This window comes from Streptomyces sp. NPDC107454 (genome assembly GCF_055582885.1).
Window position 1 is genome coordinate 13,363 of the sequence record NZ_JBVJPA010000023.1, and the last position, 19,228, is coordinate 32,590.

The window sequence follows — 19,228 nt, forward strand, 5'->3', positions numbered from 1 at the left end:
CTCAAACCACCCGCTGCCCTCCCCCTCCCAGGAACGGGCCAAAAGAAACCAGCAACAAACACCCCCGGGTGCGGGTCGCTTCGCAAAAACCCCTCCCCCCCCCGGCGGTCCAGCTCACCCGGAATCCGAGGATCCCGTTCGAGAGGGTGCATCCGAATTGTCATGATGCATTCACGAAACCCCCTGCCGCGGGTTCCCGGGCGAAGGGGGCAGCCGGCGGCGGCGCGTTCGGCCTGGGCCTTGGTGCGGGCGAGGCGGTAGGACTCCGTGCCGGTCTGGATGATCGCGCCGTTGAAGGTGAGGCGAACCACGGTCGTTCGCTGTCCGTCACGCCGCCCCGCCCTGCGAGCTACAGGAACTCGCTTCGGTAGGTCGAGGCCAACTCGGCCGCGCGGCGGCGGCGCTCCGCGAGCTCGTCCTCCGACAGCTGCGGCGGCGGCGCGTCCTTGCCCGCGACGACATCGCCGATGCGCATGAAGTACTCGTCCTGGCCGGCAGGGGTGCACATGCACAGCATCCGGGCGGGCGCACCCGAAGTGTTGCGGAAGTTGTGCGGCGCGTTGGCCGGGATGTTGATGGTGGATCCGGCCCGTACGGTGTGCTTCTCGCCGCGGAAGGTGAACTCGATCTCGCCCTCGAGGATCGTGAACATCTCCTCGAAGTCGTGCCGGTGCGGCGGCGGGCCGCCGCCGTCGGGGACGCGCATGTCGAGCAGGCAGTACCGGCCGTTGGTCTGCTCGCCGGTGACCAGCATGGCGTACGTGTTGCCCACCAGCGAGATGTACGTCGTGCCGGGGTCGTCGGGGTCCGCCACGGTCAGCGAGCGGGACGGATCGTCGTCGGGGATCATCGTGGTCGTCTCCTCAGGGGTCACTCAGGTGGGAGTCAGGCGCCGGGGGCGACGACGACCTTGCCGCTGGGCAGTGCGCCCGCGGCGGCGTCGGCGTGCAGGGCAGGAAGCTCGGCCAGCGGCACCCGCCGGGCGATCTCGACGCGCAGCTCGCCGCGGTCGATCAGCTCCACCAGGTGCGACAGCTGCTCCGCGTCGCTACGGACGAACAGGTTGATGCCGCGTACGCCGCGCTCCTCGTCGGTAGGCGCGGGCATCCACACCGTGGTGTTCACCAGCACACCGCCGGGGCGGATCAGGCCCAGGAGCGCGGCCAGCTGTGCCGGTTCGACCGGCGCGAGGTTGAGCACGACGTCGACCGGCCGGGTCACCGCCGCGACGACGTCGGCGGCCGTGTGGTCGATGACCTCGTTCGCGCCCGCCGCCGAGACGCGTCGGCTGCTGCGCGGGCTGGCCGTGGCGATCACGTAAGCGTCGGCCTGCTTCGCCAACTGCACGGCGAAGTCTCCGACCGCTCCGCCCGCACCGTTGATCAGTACGCGCTGCCCGGCGGTCAGCTCGGCGTGCTCGAACAGCGCCTGCCAAGCGGTCAGGCCCACCAGCGGCAGCGCGGCCGCGTCGGACAGCGCGACGCTCTTGGGCGCCGGCGTCAGGGCCTCAGCCGGTGCCAGGACGTACTCCGCGGCGGCGCCGGCCTCAGTCATCGGCAGGAAGCCGATGACCTGGTCACCGATCTGGATGCCGGTCACCTCCTCGCCGAGCGCGTCGACCGTACCGGCGACGTCGATGCCGGGTGTGTGCGGCAGCGTCACAGGGATCGGCCCCTGCATGAAACCGGCGCGGATGTTGGCGTCGACCGGGTTGAACGACGTCGCCGCGACACGGACCCGCACCTGCCCGGCGCCGGGAACCGGCTGCTCCACGTCCTCGTAGCGCAGGACGTCGGGGTCGCCGTACTGGTGGAAACGCACTGCCTTCATGGTTCTTCTCGCTTTCGCCCGAGAGGTCGCGGTCGCGTCGCTTCGCATGCGAGGGACGGCATCGCGTGGGTGGCGCCGGGCACAGCCGGCAGGCGGTAGATCGTTGTGGGGTTGAAGCGCTGCCAAGCGTAGGAACGACCGCGCGGAGAAAGGGTGTACGTTCGCGACACTGGATGGGATTCCGGCGACATCTTCATCGGGGCGGAGGACACATGATGAGCAGGCCGCGTTTCCTTGGTCCCGGCGGCAAGGTGGGCACGTTCACCGTCGACGCCGACTCCACCGGCACCGGCCGGGGAACGTGGGAGCCGTTCATCGACACCTGGAACGACCGCATGGGAGACCGCTACCCTCTGCCGGAATTCAGTGCTTCCACGGTCGACGGCTTCCAGGGAACGATGCGCTCGGTGGCCCTGGAAGACACCGCTGTCAACGAACTCTGGGCGTCCTCACCCGTGAACACCCGGGCAGTCGGGACGTATGAGCACGATCAGATCAGGTTGTACGTCGGGCTGCGCGGCGCAGTGGCCCTGCAGGACCCGCACGATCAGGGCGGTGACGCGTTGGTCTCGGCCGGCACCTACTTCATGCACCACGTCGTGACGGAGAATCACTTCCACACCACGCCCGTGATCGGCACCCGCATCTTCATCTTTCCCGGCGACGCCCTGCGGCCCCTGGTCGCCGGGAAACCGCGCACAGGCCAGGCCACCTCGCCCGCGGCGCAGATCCTCATGGCACACACCAGCATGGTGCAGCGGACCCTGAGCGGCCTCAGCCCGGCGGGCGCGCACGCGTCCCGCAACGCCCTGCTCGAACTGGCCAAAGGGCTGATCCTCGACCACTTCGACGACCGCGAGACCGCCTTCACCCCCGCGCTGGCACAAGCGGCCAAGGACCTGGCCGATGCCCGGCTCACCGACGCCGAGCTGTCGCCGGCCACGATCGCCGCGCAACTGCACGTCTCAGTCCGCACCCTGCAACGGGCCTTCACGAGTCTGGACGAGCCGTTCAGCGCCTACATCCGCCGCCGACGCCTGGAGGAAGCGGCCGAGGCGCTCACCGACCCCGGAGCACGGCTCAGCGTCTCCGAGGTCGCCGCGCGCTGGCACTTCACCGACAGCAGCCACTTCATCCGCGCTTTCAAGAAGCAATACCATGCGACACCAGCGCAATTCGCACGCCGGCTGACGTGACGACGCAGCCGGCCGCCGTACGGAGCAGCGCCGGGAGAGTCGCGAGGCAGTCCACCACGTGCTTCGGCGTGACCACGGCGGCTGCCTCCGCCAACCCATCGTGCAGGGCATGAACGAGGGCCTGGACGCCGCAAATTCTTGAGCCGTGGCGGTCTTCGTCTGCTGACCAGAAGACCCGTGGGCCACGACCAAACCCCCGATCGCGGAGCCCCGACCATGGCCACGAAGTCGAAACAGCCTCGCGAGCTGCCTCGTGGTCGCCCCATCCACGACCCCGACCACGAGCTTGCGCAGGCGGGCAAGGGCAGTGCGCTGTGGGCACTCCCGTGGCCAGTCGGGGAACCGACGAAATGCGGTGCCCGGGGTGACGGAATGCGCGGGGCGCAAGGTCGGTCCGCTGGGCGGCTGCCGCGTGTCCGTCGGCGCTCGCGGGACTCACCGTAATGCGTCGGCGCCCCGTTAGCCGAGCTTCCGCAGCACCTCGGCGATGTTGGCCCGGTATGCACGCAGCGCCTGCAGCCCGGCGGCGTAACGGTCGCGGTGCCGTGCGATGTCCACGGCCTGCTTCTGCGCCCGTACGGAGTGCCAGAGCTCGGCCGTATGGTGGCGACGCTTGCAAGTGACGTCCGCGACGGCGGTGGCCCGCTCGCGCTGCGTATGCCGGGTGTTACCGTCGCCGCCCCGGTGCCAGGTGGTGTCCGTGTACGCCGTGACGGGGTCGGGATAGCGGGTGAATCCTTGCTCTGCCACGCAGCGGGACCACACATTCCAGGCCGCGCGGAGGCGCGGGTCGCGCTTGACCGCCTTGTCGACCTCGATCGCCCGTGTGCTTGCGTAGGGCCAGTCCCGCTCGAGGTTGATGCCGCGTATCAGCCGCCGGCTCGCCTCGGCGCTGCAGGCGGGGAAGTCCGCATACTCGGCATTGGTCATCCGGCGGCCCTTCGGCCGGAGGGCCAGGGACTTTGCCGGGTCCCAGCCGTAGCCCCAGCGGCGGACGGTGGCGAGATCCAGGACGCCGTAGTCGGTGCTGACGGCGGTGGCGACGACGGGGTCGCTGGGGTAGCGGGGGTCGAGCGGGAAGTCCCGGTGGCCGCGCTCCGCCATGCACTGCCGGGTCAGCAACGCCGATGCCCGCTGTGATCGCTGGTAGTCCTGTGGCGTGTAGTCGTAGCGGTCGGCCGGGAGGGGGCCGAGGTCCGATGCTGTGCGGATGACCTCCGGGCGTTCTGGACCGGAGGCGCAGATCGCCGCCAGCACCGCCACCCCCGCCACGGCACCCAGCCGCCACCCCCGCCTCGTCATGAGAAGGGATGCTACTGAACATGCGTTCGTGATGTCGGTCTGACCCGGAGATGCGATTGCAGGTGTCTGGCCCGGAGGGGAGTCGACCGGCGGGGCGTCTGCTCACCAGACGGGGCGGGTGATGACTCAATCAGCCTCTCCCGACGATCTCCGTGCCGTCCTGTTCGACTCAGGCGGCGTGCTGATGCATCCGATCGGTGGCCGCTGGAACCCGCGAGCGGACTTCGAGCAGTCCGTCCTCGCCCACGCCCCGTCGATCACACCGGACCAGTTCGCGGCGGCCATCAGCGCGGGCGACCACTTCCTCGCCACCTCGTCATCGACGCCCGACTACGACGGTTACCACCGGCTGATGCTCCACCACCTCGGCGTGGACCCGACCTCGTAACTCCTCGCCGACTTGCGCTGCGAAGTTCCTCCGGCCATGTTTCTGGAGACGTACCCGGACGTGGAGGAGACCCTGGAGGAGCTAAGCCGGCGTGGGGTGCGCATGGCCGTGGTGTCGGATGCCTGGCCCGGTTTGCCCGACCTCCACGCCGGACTCGGGATCAGCCGGTTCTTCGAGGCGTATGCCATCTCCGCCGTCCTCGGCTGCGACAAGCCGGACCCGCGCATGTACCACCACGCCAGCGCCGCCCTGAACCTCGCTCCTGCGCAGTGTCTGTTCGTTGATGACGATCCGGACCTGGTCGCCGGGGCTGTCCGACTCGGCTATGCAGGACGTGCGCTGTGCCGGGACTCGGCCGTCTCGGACGTGCCCTCCCTCACCTCCCTGACAGAACTCCTGGACTTCTTCTGACGCATTCGGCACGGTCTCCCTGGGTGTGGTCGCAGCGCGAAAACGAGGTTGCGGGCAGCCCCGGCCCGGGTCGGTCATAGAGATCCGGACCGGTGCTGGTGAGGCAGCCGTCGATGACGTGGGGACGGTAGTGCAGCATCTTGAGCTTGCGCTTGACGGCCTGGGTGATCTGGCCCAGGTCGGGGGCGGCAAGGTTACCGAGGTCGCGCTTGACCAGGGACCACACGCCGTCCTGCGGGTTCAGGTCCGGCGCGTAGGCGGGCAGCTGGAAGACGGTGAGCCGGTCGGCGTTCGCGGCGATGAACTCACGTAGCGGTGCGGTCAGGTGGATGCGAACGTTGTCGACGACCCTCACGTCGGCGAGGGGTGAGTGCGGTCCAGCCACCCGCTCGTCCGTCGGCATCAAGGGACGGAGTTGCCGACGACCTCCGCCAACTCGCCAGCCGACTCGGAGGTCAGACGGTAGAACCCCTGGAGGCTGACCGAACGCTCGAGACGGCCATCCACGACGTGCTTCAGACCGCGGGTCTGGCCTCGGCGGTTGCGCCAGGTAAGCCTGGCCAGAAGATCGCCGGGGACCGGCATGTCGAAGCTTACGGGCGTCGCGTCCACGTGCACCGCTGCTGCGCCGCAGCCGCCGGCACCAAGCATCGCCCAGTCGCCGTGCCCGGGAAACGCCGGGTCCTGCCAGGTCACCGGGGCGGTGCCGCAGCAGTCGCCCCGCTCCCTGCCGATCACCCGCATCCGGCTCACCACGTACACGACGCACCGGTTGACGTGCAGCGCGTACACCTCGTCCCCAACACGAGCGCCCGACCAGGCGGGCAGGGAGGAATGGACGCCGCTGAAGGCGACCGGCGGCCGCTGGCCCACGCGACCCGCCGTGCGCAGAGCACGGCACGTGTCATGGGTCCACAAGACGGTGAAGGCATCGGACATGCCGAGATCCTATGAACGAGGACTGACAATCCTCCGGGAGCGGCGCTCCTGGGCACGGTGACCCCGGTGACGAATCGCGTGAGGGCTGATCTCAGGGCGGCGTCACGGTGTTACGAGTCACCTCTCCGTCAACCTTGCTCGGCGGGAAGAGCAACCGGGAAGCCCGGGATTTGGCACACCGCCCCATCCCATCAACACAGGCCGGCGAGTTTCGTCGGTAGCCCGGAGGCGTGCGAACGCAGCAGCTGCCGCCCCGCCGCGAGTGATCCCTCGCGGTGAAGGTTGATCATTTTCACCGAGGGGTGGTGACCGGTAGGTCTTCTCACCGAAGGTTGGGCGATCGTTCAGGGCTGGCTGTCCGGGATCAAAGTGCGGTCCTGATCAACTCGACATCGCGCGGTCCGCGGACGAGTTGACGTCCGCTGGCGGGATCGTGAAGAAGGCCAGTGCTGAGAGGACCGCCGTACTCGCTGCGAGTGCCAAAGCGACTGGAAGGGACCGGGTCACGACCGGTCCGGCAACCGCTGCCCCCAGGGCGAATCCGGTGATTTTCAAGCTGGCGCCGGTGGTGAAGATCTGGGCGCGGAGGTGTTCTGGGGCCTCCCGGTGGCGGATGGCGAACAGGGCGGCCAGCTGGGGCCCTTCACCGATCCCCGCGATGAGTACGGCCACGATGAGCACGACTGGCTGACGCCACGTGGCCAAGGCCAGCGCGGCAGTGTGGACGAGAGCACTGGCCCAGATGATCGTGTCGGGGGCGACTGAACGCGGAAGCCGGGCGAGCACGGCGTTGGCCGCAAGGGCGGAGATCGCCGCGCAGGAGAGCAGCACCGCGCCGCGGCCGGCTCCGCCCAGTACGCGCTCGCCCAGGAGGGGGATGCACGCCATCAGCATGCCCCGGGCGACACAGGAGACGACCGAGGTGAGGGTCGCTCGGGCCAATGACGGCCGTCCGACGATGACCCGCATTCCGGCAGCGAGGTCGCTGATCAGGGAGGTTGTCCGAGCGCCCCGCGCCCGACCGGGGCGGGCGGGCAGCATCCACGCGGCGGGCACGGCCAAGGCGATGAGCACCACGGAGACCACCATGGCCGTCGGGGCTCCCAGCGCCCCTGTCACGCCGCCGGCGAGAGCCGGACCGGCCAGACTCGCCACGCTGAACGTCATGGCATCGAGCGCGTTCGCCCGGGGCAGGTGGTCGCCCAGCACCACACGCGGAAGTTGGGCCGTCCAACCGGCCGACAGGGCCGGCCCCAACAGCCCTGTCAACACTGCGATCAAGATGATGACAGCGAACGGCAACCGGCCCAGTCCCACGAGAACCATCCCCAGCCCCGCCGCATACAGGACGAGAGCCGCAGCCAGCAGGCATCCCGGCCGTCGGGTTCTGTCGAGGAGCGTCCCGAGCACCGGCCCCCCTGCCGCGGCAGAGATCGTGATACCAGCGAGCAGCGACGACGCTTCGGTAGTCGATCCGGCCAGGGCGAATCCCGCCAGCATCAGCGCCGGACCCGACATCTCGTCCCCGGCACGAGCTGCCACTGCCCCGGCCAGATAGAAGCGGAGTGAGTAACGCCTTTTCATCGCCAAGACGTTACGGAGGTAACTCAAAACTCAGCAAGATGCGTTACATTCCACGTGTGTCCTCCAACAGCGACGACTGGTCCACCCGGCACTCTGTGCTGACCACGGCTCGGCGGACCGCCGCCCTGCTCAACGCTCTCGCTGACGACTGCCCCGACCCGGCCGAAGTCGCTGATGTGCTCCGCGCATACGGTGAGACAGACCCCATCGACCTCACCACCCGCGATGTTGCCGGGATGCGCGCAGCCGCCGCCCGCCTGCGGCAAGTCTTCGCCGCCGAGCACGCCGATGACGCCGCAGCCACCCTCAACCGCCTCCTGCACGAGCACACCGGAACCCTCCGTCTGACCTCGCACGGCGGCAGCAGCCCCTGGCATCCCCACCTCGACCACGACGACAACGCCCCCTGGGACGAGTGGCTCCTCGCCTCGTCGTGCCTGGCCCTGACTGTCCTCGTCTGGGACCGTCAACGCCCGCCCGGCAGGATCTGCGCATCACCCACCTGCCAGAACGCCTTCATCACCCAGGGCAGCGGTCCCGAACGCCGCTACTGCTCCCGCCGATGCGCCACCCGCGAACGAGTCGCAGCCCATCGACGCTCCCACTCCGCCGAGCAGTCGAGCGAAATCAAGTAGGGCGCCCAGGATCCAACGCAACATCGCTCAACCTTCGTTGAGAATCGCTCACCACTCGCTCGACCCGTAACCGGGTGCCGCGTTCAGGGGGCAAGGCCGCACGAACCGTCCTACCTCTTCTGCCTACGTCTTTCGGCCTGCTCGAGGATCCGCTTGCGCGTCCACCGCCGACGCCCGCCCTTCTCCGTGAGGGCGTCAGGTGTTTGCATCAGGGGGAGATTGCCCTGGGCGAGGCTGCTGGAGCAGGAGCCGACGCTCTTGTAGCCGAGCAGCGCCGCAGCCTGGGTCGCTCCCAGGAGCTCGTCGGGATCACCGTCGACCGGAACGGCGGGAAGTGCCTTGGCCGGCCGTTCGCTGCTGAGGTGCAGGCCGCTCCCGGGCCGGGTGGCCTTCCAATCGAGCAGGGTCTGCACCCGCCACAGCAGCTTGCGGTAGGGGTGCCCCGGGGTGCCCATCTCCTCGACGACGTCCGGATCGGGGAAGTACCCGGGGTGGTCGCGGACGTAGTTGTTGACCTGGTTGATGTTCTTGTAGCCCAGGAACTTCGAGGCAGCAAGGTTTCGAGCACGTCGTTGCGCCGCCTGAGCGGGTTACGTCGTCATCGTCACCGCACCTTCGAGCGCTGCGTCGTTGCCACCGTCGACACCACCCACTTCCGTGTGCTCCCTGGAAAACTCCCTGGCGTACGGCAGGCCACTGTGACCGTCCGCGGAGGCTGGCGGGAGGGGGCGCCCGGAGCGGAGAATGGTGCTGTTGCCCTGCTCGTCGGTTGGGCGGTGGTCGGATGGACAGGCTCGGCCGGGTGGCTCTGCGCGCGCTGGAACCGACCGACGCACCGTGCTGGGTTTCGTTGCGGCGGGGCGACGTCGTAGCCTTCGTCCGCCAGCGCGCCCGCTGGGCCGAACCGCGCGAGTTCTGCGTGTGCCGCGGCTGGCTGATGTCTGAGAGACGGGCATCAATTCTCGGAGTGCCCCGGACAGGATGTCTCGTGAGGGTTCATCTCTCGGCTCAGGCTTTCGGCCGTGAGGACTCGTGTGCGCAGGTCCGGGGCCCGGCCTCCGGCGGCGTGCCGTTGCGGGAAGGCGGTGGCGCTCCATGCCGTACGTCGCAGTGAGTGCGCTGAGCCACCCCGGGCTGCTCCGCGAGCGGAACGAGGACAGCCTCGTCGTCGGACCGTGGACACTGTGCGCCACCGTGACCGAGAACTCGCAGACCCTGGTCTTCCCGCTGGGGACGCCCCTGGTCGTCGCCGTCGCCGACGGGCTCGGCGGACATCCCGGCGGCGACGTGGCGAGCGCCCTGGCTGCCCACCGGCTCGCGTCGATCGGTCCCACTCTGGGCACCGAGGACGCCGTCCGCGACGCCTTGAACGCCTGCAACCGCGCCCTGTACCGGGCCGCCGGCGGCACCGGAAGTGAGCTGGCCACCATGGGGACGACCGTCGCCGGCGTCGTCGTACAGCCCGGCTCGCTGCTGACGTTCAACGTGGGTGACAGCCGGGTGTTCGCGGCCTCCCGCGACGGGCTGCGCCAGGTGAGCGTCGACGACAGCCCGCCGCTCGAACCCGGGCAGCGCACCACGTCCCTCGTCACCCAGTGCCTGGGCGGTACGCTCGACTACCGCCCCATCAGTCCTCACGTGACGGCCGCGTCGCTGTCGCCCGGCGACCGCTACCTCATCTGCACAGACGGCCTGACCGACCCGGTGACACCGGACGAGATCGACGCGGTGACGCGGGAGCACGACGACGGCCGGGCGGCCTTCGAACTGTGGAAGGCCGCCATCGCGGCGGGCGGACCCGACAACATCACGCTGGCGGTCGTACGCATCGGAGACGAGTAGGGCAGACGCCTGTCGCCCTTTCGCCAAGCCGTCAGACAGGGAAGGCCCCTGACGCGCCAGGACGGCGATACGCGGTGGGGCGGAAATCGGGGTCACGGTGGCTACGCCATGTTTCCCCAGTCGTACGGTCCGCCACCACGCCACTCGATCAGCTCCGGGTCGTCGATGACCCGGTCCTCGGCGGGCAGGCCGGCACGGTGCACGAAGTCCAGCACGTCGAACAGGCTGTAGGCGGTGCCCGTGCACTTGCCCTGGATCATCACGCGACGACCCCCGTCCGACTCCGGCGAAAGCACGACCACTGGGGGGCGTACGTCCATGTCACCAGCATGCGCCCGGACTGGTCGGTCCGCAGTTTCCAGCCGTCGTCGCTGAAGCTCACCGAGTCGTTGTTGCCAGGGCTGTGCTCCATGCCCAGTAGGGTGTCGCGCTCATCAGGGTGAAGCCGCCCGGGGTCTCCAGCATGCCGCGCATGATCTTGTCGGTTTCGGGGTGTCCTGCCGGCCGAACACCCCACAGGTACCTGCCGGTGGTGACAGCATCGGACGGCGTGGTCGTAGCGATGCGTGTCGCGGACCGCGTTCACCGGAACGCTCGGCGCCATCCGCAGTTCGTGGAAGGCGTGCGCGAGGTCCGTACGGAGGCGGGTGGTCGAGCCCGTCTGGACGTCGAGGCCGGCGGCCGGGCCCGGGTTTTCGAGGCCGAGATCTCCGATCGCAGGGGGGAACGCGTGATGGAGTGGCACACCACCAGCGACCCCGAACTGGTGGGCTCCTTTTCGCTGCAGCCGATCAACGAGAACCGCACCTGGGTCCAGGCACGGCTCGAGTACGACCCCGACACGGTCGGGGAGACCTTCGGCGGGCTGGGGGGATTCGCCCAGGCGAACGCGATCGAACGGCTCGTCCGCAGCGATCTGGAGCATTTCGAGGAGTGCGTGGAACAAGGAGGGGGGTGAGCGGTAGAGAAGCCGGGCGCTGAGGGCTGTCGAGGAAGGCCGCCTCTGGCTCGGAGCCGCTGCTGGCGGGCCGGGGCGCCGTAGCCGCTGCGCGCCGTTCCGTCGGAGCCCGCGGTGGGGCAGGGGATCTGACGGATGTGGAATGGCCCCGTTTGGAGTCGCTGCTCCGCACGCCGGTCAGGTCTCGATCACGGCATCGCAGTCGGAGCAGACCACGGATGCGTACTGCACGGGGTACCAGGGAGCGCCAGGGTGTTCGGAGGGCTTCCAGTAAGCCGTCTGCATGGCGAAGGTGTCCATGCCGCAGAGGGTCCGCGGTCCCGTCGCGGAGGGCTCCCCCGGGGCGGAGGGCGCGGCGTGCACCTTGCGGACGGGCCGTTCCTCACCAGCAGGTACGCCCGGGGAGGAGCGCCTGGCCATTGGGTTGTCGAGCTCGTACACGACGACGATTTCGCCCATGCCTCCACAGTAGGCGGCCGGGCGGCCGACCTGTTCGCAGCCTCGAGTCGGGAGGCTGTCCAGTCCCATCCACCGGTTCGAGCCCGGCCACCTCGAACCCTGCCATGCTCTCGTCAGCCAGCCGTAACGCACCCGAGAACGCGGTATAGGGCTTGATTCCCCAGGCGGATTGAGTGACGGTCGCCCAGCAGCGCAACAGCCTGTCGCCATTCCCCTTCCCGTGCACCGTGATCGCCTTCAGGTACGCCGACCTGTTGATCCTCCCGATCCTCAATAGTTGCCGGAAGTACTACGGCGCCCGCACGGCAGCCTTTCTCCTGGTCACCTTCTTCGCCGCGATGGTGGTCGCCTGTTGCGTCGTCGCGTTCGCCTTCGGCGGCCCGGAACTGATCCCCGACCAGGCCGACGCCAAGATCCCCGGGGAAGGGATCACCTGGGACTACACGACCCGGCTCGACATCGCGTTCCTGCTGCCGGACCTGTGGGAGCAGGCGGAGCGCCTCGCGCCGCTGACCGGGCCGACGCTGTCCCGGAGAGCAAGCGGCCCCTGTACTGATTCGAGCGCGACAAGTTCGCCGCGGCCGGGCTCACGCCGACGGCTTCCGACGTCGTACGGCCGTCTCGGGCGGCCGAATGCGCCCTCCAGATGGAAGCCAGGGCGATTGCGCTCACGCCGGGCGGGGAGGGGCGGTTCTTCAGCGTCGAGACCGAGGTGATCCGTGTACACGCCGACGAGCGCATCGTCGTGCCCGGTACGCATCACGTGGATCCGGCCGTATGGAGCCCGCTGATCTACAACTTCCGCCATGGCGGCAGCGCCCGGCCGTACGTGCAAAGCCCTGAGGTGTTCCAGCAGGGGCGGCTCGAGCGCGGCCAAGTCACCTTCCCCGACCATTGGCCACTTCGCGAGGGCCCGACGTGCGCAGTGCCTCTCGCCCTCCCTCGCACCAGGACCGACGTCAGCCGTTTCCCCGATCGCACACTGACCCGGAGCCGTTTGGCTGTCACTGCGTTCTCTTCACCCCGCGTAAAGCCGTCGGCGGCGAGCAGGCGCACCCGCTCGCGCACGGCCTGACCTTGCGAGTGAGGCCACCACCCTGCGCCGCTTCCCGAGCGCACCGAGCTGGGTGCCGACCTCATGGGCCCGTCACCACACCGCCGATCCACCAGCGCGGACCACCCCTGTGAGTGAACGCCTCTGCTGAGCTGGGGCGATAGGGTCATAACGGAAGGTCTGGGCAGTCTCGAGGGCCGGGTCTGACGCAGTTGTCCTTGTCATCCAAGGGGCGCGGCTGCGCCCGACACGTCAGGGGGCCTTTTTGCCGCCAGAGACACCACGATGCGCTCTGACGCTCCCGGGCTCCGATCGCCGAGCGACACCCGGTGCGGCCACCAGCACCGACACGGCCAGGCTGACCTTCCTGTGCGACGCCGTGCGCGGTATCGGCCAAACCCTGGATCTCAAGCGCCAGGCCGGCCAACTTGCCGGCCTGGCAGTGCCGGGGTTCGCCGACTTCGCTTCGGTTCATCTGTGCGATCAAGCCGTTGCGTCGGAAGATGACCTTGTGCCCCAGGGCCTGGAGGGTGCGGTGGTGATGCACCGCGTGGCGGCAGTCCACCATGAGGACCTGGACTGCCGGGAGGAACTCCGCCCGGGGAGGACCTTCGTCTACACGACCGGCACGGCCATGGCCCGATTCCTTGCGGAGATCGAGCCAGTCCTCATTCCCCTTGTAGGAGATGAGGTCCTGCAGCAACTTCCGGCGGAACTCGACAGCCCGGCCGCCCGGTTGGTGCTGAAGGGCTCCTCCGTCCTGCTGGTGCCGCTGGTGGCGCACGGCAGGGCCCTCGGCTTCCTGGTGTTCGGGCGCAAACCCGACCGCCCCGCTTTCGTCGCCGCGGACCTGACAGCCTGTGAGGAGGTGGCCGAGCGGGCGGCCGTGGCCCTGCACCACGCGCGGATCCACAGCGACGAAGCGACGGCATCCGCGGTGCTGCAACGCAGCCTGCTTCCCACGCCGCCCCCTCGCCTGCCAGGGGTGGAGATCGCCTACCGGTATCACCCCAGCAGTCGCACGACGCAGGTCGGAGGAGACTGGTTCGACGTGATCCCCCTGCCGGGCCACCGAGTCGGCCTCTCCATCGGAGACGTGGCAGGTCACGGCCTGCACGCAGCGGTCGTCATGGGGCAGCTGCGCACGGCGGTCAGAACTCTCGCCACTTTGGACCTGCCCCCCGGGCGGCTGCTGGCCCAGCTCGACGCCTTCGCGCAGCACCTGGGCCACACCCAACTGGCCACCTGCCTGTACTGCGTCTACGACCCGACGACCGGCCGCTCCACCCTCGCCAGCGCAGGCCACCTTCCGCCAGTCCTCGTGGGGCCTGACGGCAGCAACGAACTGCTGAAGGTCCCCGTCGGCGCACCGATCGGGGTGGGCAGCGTCACCTTCGACACCCTGGAACTGCTCACGGACCCCGGCAGCCTCCTCCTGCTGTGCACCGACGGCCTGGTGGAGACCCGTGGGCAGGACATCGAGGAGGCACTCCGCGCGCTCGGCCGCAGACTCACCGCCCAGCACTCGTCGCTGGAGGACACCTGTGAGGCACTGATGCGGAGCCGGCATCCCGAGGGTCACCACGACGACATCACCGTCCTCATGGCCCGCCTGAACGGGATTCCATGAGGTTCTCTGCGGAAGCAGCTCTGGATGCCCGGGCGGGCCGCTCAATTTCGAGCTGTTCCCAGGCGCGTATGTGCACCGTGGCTGACAGCTTCGGACTCCCGATGGGCGGCCGTATCGGTCTGCGCCAGCGGGACCGACGCCGTGCGTTGATCGATCACCTGGGCCTGCGCGACAATGCCGTGCCAGCCATGCAGCACTCGCCCTGCGTGCCCGGCGCAGTACGGGAACGGGCCATTCCGGAGACGCTTTGCCGAACTGCCCAGACTGCGCCGGCGCGATGTGCGGAGCGACCGTATTGTCCGGCTGACGGACTGGAGCGTATGGGTGCCCTCGCTGGAGAAGCCGGACCTGGGCTGGAAGCCGTGTGAGCTCTCCCCTTGGCCGCTGACCGAGGTGGAACAGCGGGAGTTGCGTCGCCCTGACCTGAGCGGACTGCCCACCCGCACACGAGGGTCCTCCGGACGTCCCCCTCCCGCTATCGCGGTGCAACGGCTTGAGCCACTCCTCGGCTGCGACGACATCCGCCCATTGCGGGCATGCGGTGCAGTGTGAGTCAACGCCGGGATCACGCGCCTGATCAGCACCCAAGACGCGCGGGATGTACTACTCGGAGCGAAAGGCCGACCGGTCGCGACCATGGTTCGTCCGAACCGGGCGCCTGGCATAAATCCGGATACATGGACGAGGCGCCCAGGTGTATCGATCCCACGACGGACCGAGTGTCCACCGCGCTCATGCTGGGCTGCTCCCCCGAGTAGGTTGGCCCGTGCTCTCGCTGTCAGGGGCTGACCTGCCGATGCGGACGCGACGCCCAGCTCGTGTGCCTCATCTGCCGGGCGAGCGAGGAACGGGCCGCCGGGGACGCACCCGCTTCGGGTACTCGTGCGCCCCGGTCTCCGAGTCCTCGCCGCGAGAAGCCTGCACCTCATCCATTAGATGCTAAAAAATCTTCCACAATCCTATTGACTCGTGACATATTTCGTGCATGGTGATTACTAGGCCATAACACCGAAAGGGCGACAAAGTCGGTGAGGACGTCTAGTCGGCGGAGTGACTTGGACAGGATGTGGTTTAGGCCCCCGGCAAGCCGGCGCGATACCGAGGCGACAGTGACGACTGAGGCTTCAGGACACGCGCAGCACTACCGGGGACTGTTTTTGCCCTCGGAGCCTTCGCGCGGGCCCGACCGCGGTGCGAAGGCTCCGCCGCGCCTGCGCTCCGCAGAACCGAAGAGCACCGAGCCTGTTCCCTGAGGGCCGAACCGGTCAGTCTGCATCGATGTCGGGCTGGATCTCCACGGTGAAGGCCGCGTCCTCGGGGCCGTCACCTTCCTCGTCCTCCCAGACGATCACGCGCACGTGCCTCTGCCCGGTGCCGCGCACCTCCCACTCGGTCACTAGGTCGGTGACGACGAGGGCGGCGACGTACTCGGCGTTCTCCCGGGGACCGTCGGTGCTGACGGTCCCCCGCCACCGCTCGGGATGGCCGCCGTAGGGGAGCCAGCCCTGCGAGCCGTGCGGCTCGTCGACCCGGTACACCCAGCCCTTCTCGGTGCCCATGGCACCGATCCTTCCACTCAAGGAGTCTGATTCGAAAATCCCTCAAGGCCGCAGTTCAGACCGGTCCCGCGCGCCGCCGAGGGCCCGCCGGGGCAGTGTTGTCCGTGGGCGGGGAGCATGTCCACTGCCCACTGCCCACTGGACTGCGGCGTACCGTCGGCGCCCGGCGCGGACTGCCGATTGGACGGCCCGCGAAGCTCAAGGCGACCACCCGCGCCGGAGCCGCCCAGCGCATCAAAGACGGCGCGATCCCCCGAACAGGTCGCCGCAGAGCCCGGCGTCAGCCGCTCCATGCTGTACCGAGAGCTACGCAAGCACCGCGAGAGTACCGGCCACGACGGTTGATCAGTGATCCAAGCCGCATCCCTGCTGGTCGGCGGTATCCGTTGTTTCAGTGAGTGCTACCGGGAGTCCTGGAAGACGGAGGTGACCACGTACTTGTGGAACCAGTCGGTGACCGGACTAGCCCCGGACTGGGACCACTTGACCGGGAAGCAGCGGCGGGTGTTCTTGTCGATGTCCGCCGGCATGCTGGTGCCCCAGATGCAGTCGGGGTCGGAGTAGTTGGCAGTGAGGGTCGAGCCGGTCTCGGACTTGATGGTGCGCACGCGCCACTTGATGTAGCGCAGAGTGTCCGGGCCGCTGCCCTCGACGTGGTTGGACAGCTGGATGCCGCCGAAGACGACTGGCGGTGTGGCTGCCGCGGTGGTGTTGGCCTTGCCGGTGTTCTGGATGGACTTCAGCCACAGGCTCGCCGAGGCACGAGGACGGCGGCCCGCAGACAACTGCCGAGCTTGTTGGTCAGCCGTCCGTCCGCCTCCGCGGCCTTGAGGCGGCGAGATCTTTGACCCTGCGTGAGTCGCGTTCGGGCTGGAACGAGACGTCGTAGTCCTCAATTGTCTTGTGGTGCGGCAGCCGTGACGACCATGAACATGATGGCGGGCGCACCCAGCGCTGCGGGGCACTGGATTCGGACACGGAGGGCCTCCGAAAGATGCCGATGGTGAGCTCAGGCAACCCCGGAGCGAAGCCGTTGGAGCGAGCGGGCGATCACCGCTTCCTGGCGTTCCGGTGTCCAGTGGTCGGGATGTTCGACCGTGCTCAGGCACAGACCGTTCGTGACGGCCCGGAGGAAGTCCGTGGTGCTGTCGATCTCGGTCGGCGGTACCAGCGGTTCAAGGTGGGAACGGAGTAACTGGCGTACCTCCCCCTCCCATTTCTCGAAGAAGTGCGCGATGTCCGGCTCGCTGTCGCGTGCCGGCATGAGGTTGAGCCGCGCGTGCTCCTCCCGCAGGCTCTCCGGGTCGTCGGGGACCAGCCACAGCAGGAGGGTGTGCAGCCGAGCCAACGGATCGTCCACATCGTGCTCGCTGACCGACAGCTGAGCCTTGCCCTTTTCGATCGTGTAACTCGTCAGGTCCACGAGCATGTCACGGCGAGACCGGTAGTAGTGGGTGACGAGGGTGGAGGATCCGCCGAGCCGATGGGCGACGGCGCGAAAGGAGAGTCCCTGCAGACCGGACTCGGCAAGGACTGCCACGGCGGCTTCCAGGATCTCCCTGCGGCGGGCATCGGAGTCGACGACGCGTGGCATCAGTGCTCGTCGACCTCTCCGGTTCGCCCGTTCACATCCGGACCCATCGTGCCCGCCTCGGTTGTCGTCCCCGAGATCATAACCGGGCTGCTCCTGAATGTCCGGTGACGGTGAGGCCTCTGGCAGTCGCTCAGCCAACTGCCAGAGGGACCAGTAGGGGGAATCGGTCAGGTGGTGCCTCGGTCCGACGGAGCCAGGAAGCCCGTCGAACGGGACCGAGGCGCCTCCGCCTCGGCGGCACGGTCCCACGCCCCACCCGTACGGTGCCTGCCTTCGACCCTGAGCCGGTTCTTGGGAATGCGTTGGCTCGGCGTCCTCGGGAAGGGCTCCGTGCGCAGCCGGACGTAGCGCGGGACTTTGTACGTGGCCAGCCGGTCGGCGCAGAACTTCGCGAGTTCTGCGGCCCCGACCGAGGCCCCCTCCCGCACCTGTACGTAGGCGAGCACCTCCTCGCCACGGAGGTCGTCCTCGACCGGTACGACGGCGGCGTCCACGACGGCCGGATGCAGGCGCAGCACGGCTTCCACCTCCGCGGGAGCGATGTTCTGCCCGCCGCGGCGTATCAGTTCCTTGATGCGGCCGACGAAGTAGTACATGCCGCGTTCGTCACGGCGGATCAGGTCGCCGGTCCGAAGCCGGCCGTCTCGCAGTACTTCCTGGGTGGCGGCCGGGCTGCCGAGGTAGCCGGTGAAGACGATCCCGCCGGTCAGCTCGAGCTCGCCCTGGCCGGCTCCGTCGACGACAAGGCCGTCGGAGTCGACCAGCCGCGCCTCGATGTCGGGATACGGCACACCGATGGCTCCCGACCCGACGAACTCCTGTGCCACGTGGTCGGGCATGGACAACGCGGGACCGGACTCGGAGGATCCGTACACCTCGTACCAGGGAAACCCGAAGCGCTCGTTCAACTCGTGGTGCCTTTCGGCGGGAACGCCGACCGCTTGAGCGCACTTGATGCGGTGGTCCCGATCCGCCGGGGCGGGTGCCGCGGTCAGCAGCAGGCTGGGAATGGCCCCGATCGTGTAGACCTGGGTGACACCGAACTCCTTGGCGACCTTCCAGAAACGGGACACGCTGAACTTGCGCATCACCACGACGGCGACCCCCGCATGCCAGGACGCCAGCGTCAGATAGAAGCCGTCGCCGTAGTGGTACTGCACAGGTACCAAGATGCGATCGTGCGCTTCCAGAGGCCGGCTACGAAGGATCACGTCGACGTAGCGCAACGGCTCGGCGTGGTTACCGCCGAGCGCCTTGGGCATGCCGGTGGTTCCCGAGGTGTAGCCGATGTCGACCAGGTCGTCGATCTGGCACGCCGCCTCGGCCAGGGGCAGTGGTGTGGCGTCCTGGTAGTGGTGCGCCAGGCCGTCCGGCTCACCGTCACGCACGTCCAGTACCTCTTCGAGCAGGGACTCCCCGACCAGTGCGCCCAAAACCTCGGCGGCGTGTCCCTCGGCCACCGCCAGTCGGCAACCCGCGTCGTCGATCATGAGCGCGGCATCCGCCGGACCGATGTCGGACCCCATCGTGACGACCGTGCCTCGGACGAGGACGATGCCGAAGTACGCGATCAGGTATTCGGCCCGGTTGCCGACGGCGAGGGCGACCCGGTCGCCGGCGGACGACCGGGACCGGAGGAAGCCGGCGAAACGCTCGATGCGCTCACGCAGTTCGACGAAGCTGACCGTGACTCCGTCGTCGAAGATCAGTGCGGGCGCGTCGCCGCCCGCGTCGAAGCAACGGGCGGCGAAGTCGGTCAAGGTGGTGCGCGAAACGGCCGTCCAGGCGTCGGGCATGTCCGCCGGCCAGGTGATGAGGCCGGCGGGAATGCTCACATCTGTGGGCAT

General features: G+C 68.7%; 20 protein-coding genes and 3 pseudogenes. 8 read left to right on the forward strand and 15 right to left on the reverse strand.

Annotated features, from left to right (window positions below; translation table 11 throughout):
* Nucleotides 1–215: 215 nt before the first annotated feature.
* From ACZ69M_RS42925 to ACZ69M_RS42935, 3 genes and pseudogenes are all read right to left on the reverse strand, one after another.
* A pseudogene (locus tag ACZ69M_RS42925) lies at nt 216–311 on the reverse strand (IS21-like element helper ATPase IstB); the annotation flags it as partial.
* A 38-nt stretch (nt 312–349) separates the two neighbouring features.
* Entirely contained in the window at nt 350–850 is a 501-nt protein-coding gene (locus ACZ69M_RS42930; RefSeq protein WP_470058728.1) for a cupin domain-containing protein, read from the reverse strand.
* Between the two features lie 35 nt (nt 851–885).
* On the reverse strand, nt 886–1,830 hold the full coding sequence (locus ACZ69M_RS42935; RefSeq protein WP_470058730.1) for an NADP-dependent oxidoreductase: 945 nt from the start codon (nt 1,828–1,830) through the stop codon (nt 886–888).
* A gap of 215 nt (nt 1,831–2,045) precedes the next feature.
* Here ACZ69M_RS42935 and ACZ69M_RS42940 point away from each other — a divergent pair, with 215 nt between their 5' ends.
* A complete protein-coding gene (locus ACZ69M_RS42940) occupies nt 2,046–3,026 on the forward strand; it encodes a helix-turn-helix domain-containing protein (protein ID WP_470058732.1) in 981 nt (326 codons plus the stop codon).
* A gap of 459 nt (nt 3,027–3,485) precedes the next feature.
* Here ACZ69M_RS42940 and ACZ69M_RS42945 read toward each other — a convergent pair whose 3' ends face one another.
* Nucleotides 3,486–4,328 (reverse strand): hypothetical protein, encoded by an 843-nt coding sequence (locus ACZ69M_RS42945; RefSeq protein WP_470058734.1) that lies wholly within the window; start codon nt 4,326–4,328, stop codon nt 3,486–3,488.
* Between the two features lie 121 nt (nt 4,329–4,449).
* On the opposite strand from ACZ69M_RS42945, the gene ACZ69M_RS42950 reads away from it, so the two are divergent.
* Both ACZ69M_RS42950 and ACZ69M_RS42955 read left to right on the forward strand, forming a co-directional pair.
* Nucleotides 4,450–4,716, forward strand: a complete 267-nt coding sequence (locus tag ACZ69M_RS42950) for a hypothetical protein (RefSeq protein ID WP_470058736.1) — start codon at nt 4,450–4,452, stop codon at nt 4,714–4,716.
* Between the two features lie 36 nt (nt 4,717–4,752).
* A complete protein-coding gene (locus ACZ69M_RS42955) occupies nt 4,753–5,127 on the forward strand; it encodes an HAD family hydrolase (RefSeq protein WP_470058737.1) in 375 nt (124 codons plus the stop codon).
* A gap of 79 nt (nt 5,128–5,206) precedes the next feature.
* Here the strand turns inward: ACZ69M_RS42955 and ACZ69M_RS42960 are convergent.
* The 3 genes and pseudogenes from ACZ69M_RS42960 to ACZ69M_RS42970 all read right to left on the reverse strand — a co-directional run.
* Nucleotides 5,207–5,482, reverse strand: a pseudogene (locus ACZ69M_RS42960) (transposase); the annotation flags it as partial.
* A 47-nt stretch (nt 5,483–5,529) separates the two neighbouring features.
* Nucleotides 5,530–6,066: a hypothetical protein gene (locus tag ACZ69M_RS42965; RefSeq protein WP_470058739.1), complete on the reverse strand. Its 537-nt coding sequence runs from the start codon at nt 6,064–6,066 to the stop codon at nt 5,530–5,532.
* Nucleotides 6,067–6,447: 381 nt separating this feature from the next.
* Complete coding sequence (locus ACZ69M_RS42970) at nt 6,448–7,584, reverse strand: MFS transporter (protein ID WP_470058741.1); 1,137 nt, start codon at nt 7,582–7,584, stop codon at nt 6,448–6,450.
* 104 nt (nt 7,585–7,688) lie between these two features.
* On the opposite strand from ACZ69M_RS42970, the gene ACZ69M_RS42975 reads away from it, so the two are divergent.
* Nucleotides 7,689–8,285: a CGNR zinc finger domain-containing protein gene (locus ACZ69M_RS42975; RefSeq protein ID WP_470058743.1), complete on the forward strand. Its 597-nt coding sequence runs from the start codon at nt 7,689–7,691 to the stop codon at nt 8,283–8,285.
* Between the two features lie 110 nt (nt 8,286–8,395).
* Here ACZ69M_RS42975 and ACZ69M_RS42980 read toward each other — a convergent pair whose 3' ends face one another.
* Nucleotides 8,396–8,740, reverse strand: coding sequence for a hypothetical protein (locus ACZ69M_RS42980; RefSeq protein ID WP_470058745.1), 345 nt, complete (start codon nt 8,738–8,740; stop codon nt 8,396–8,398).
* Nucleotides 8,741–9,380: 640 nt separating this feature from the next.
* On the opposite strand from ACZ69M_RS42980, the gene ACZ69M_RS42985 reads away from it, so the two are divergent.
* Nucleotides 9,381–10,127: a PP2C family protein-serine/threonine phosphatase gene (locus ACZ69M_RS42985; protein ID WP_470058747.1), complete on the forward strand. Its 747-nt coding sequence runs from the start codon at nt 9,381–9,383 to the stop codon at nt 10,125–10,127.
* A 101-nt stretch (nt 10,128–10,228) separates the two neighbouring features.
* Here the strand turns inward: ACZ69M_RS42985 and ACZ69M_RS42990 are convergent, their stop codons facing one another.
* The gene (locus ACZ69M_RS42990) at nt 10,229–10,387 is read right to left on the reverse strand and encodes a hypothetical protein (RefSeq protein WP_470058749.1); all 159 of its coding nucleotides are present in this window, start codon (nt 10,385–10,387) and stop codon (nt 10,229–10,231) included.
* A complete protein-coding gene (locus tag ACZ69M_RS42995; RefSeq protein ID WP_470058750.1) occupies nt 10,387–10,539 on the reverse strand; it encodes a hypothetical protein in 153 nt (50 codons plus the stop codon). Before ACZ69M_RS42995 ends, ACZ69M_RS42990 begins: the two co-directional genes overlap by 1 nt.
* 117 nt (nt 10,540–10,656) lie before the next feature.
* Between ACZ69M_RS42995 and ACZ69M_RS43000 the strand changes: the two genes are divergently transcribed.
* Nucleotides 10,657–11,085 (forward strand): SRPBCC family protein, encoded by a 429-nt coding sequence (locus tag ACZ69M_RS43000; protein WP_470058752.1) that lies wholly within the window; start codon nt 10,657–10,659, stop codon nt 11,083–11,085.
* Nucleotides 11,086–11,262: 177 nt separating this feature from the next.
* Here ACZ69M_RS43000 and ACZ69M_RS43005 read toward each other — a convergent pair whose 3' ends face one another.
* Nucleotides 11,263–11,544, reverse strand: a complete 282-nt coding sequence (locus ACZ69M_RS43005; RefSeq protein WP_470058753.1) for a hypothetical protein — start codon at nt 11,542–11,544, stop codon at nt 11,263–11,265.
* Between the two features lie 173 nt (nt 11,545–11,717).
* Here ACZ69M_RS43005 and ACZ69M_RS43010 point away from each other — a divergent pair, with 173 nt between their 5' ends.
* Both ACZ69M_RS43010 and ACZ69M_RS43015 read left to right on the forward strand, forming a co-directional pair.
* Nucleotides 11,718–12,260, forward strand: coding sequence for a hypothetical protein (locus ACZ69M_RS43010; protein WP_470058755.1), 543 nt, complete (start codon nt 11,718–11,720; stop codon nt 12,258–12,260).
* Between the two features lie 849 nt (nt 12,261–13,109).
* Nucleotides 13,110–14,228, forward strand: a complete 1,119-nt coding sequence (locus ACZ69M_RS43015; protein ID WP_470058757.1) for a PP2C family protein-serine/threonine phosphatase — start codon at nt 13,110–13,112, stop codon at nt 14,226–14,228.
* Between the two features lie 1,265 nt (nt 14,229–15,493).
* Here the strand turns inward: ACZ69M_RS43015 and ACZ69M_RS43020 are convergent.
* The 4 genes and pseudogenes from ACZ69M_RS43020 to ACZ69M_RS43035 all read right to left on the reverse strand — a co-directional run bounded on the left by ACZ69M_RS43020 (nt 15,494) and on the right by ACZ69M_RS43035 (nt 19,228).
* Nucleotides 15,494–15,787 carry a hypothetical protein gene (locus tag ACZ69M_RS43020; RefSeq protein ID WP_470058758.1) on the reverse strand — a complete coding sequence of 98 codons (294 nt, stop codon included), beginning with the start codon at nt 15,785–15,787 and terminating at the stop codon, nt 15,494–15,496.
* Between the two features lie 410 nt (nt 15,788–16,197).
* Nucleotides 16,198–16,548: pseudogene (locus ACZ69M_RS43025) on the reverse strand (hypothetical protein); the annotation flags it as partial.
* A gap of 248 nt (nt 16,549–16,796) precedes the next feature.
* Complete coding sequence (locus ACZ69M_RS43030; protein ID WP_470058760.1) at nt 16,797–17,381, reverse strand: TetR/AcrR family transcriptional regulator; 585 nt, start codon at nt 17,379–17,381, stop codon at nt 16,797–16,799.
* A gap of 167 nt (nt 17,382–17,548) precedes the next feature.
* Nucleotides 17,549–19,228 (reverse strand): class I adenylate-forming enzyme family protein, encoded by a 1,680-nt coding sequence (locus tag ACZ69M_RS43035; RefSeq protein WP_470058762.1) that lies wholly within the window; start codon nt 19,226–19,228, stop codon nt 17,549–17,551.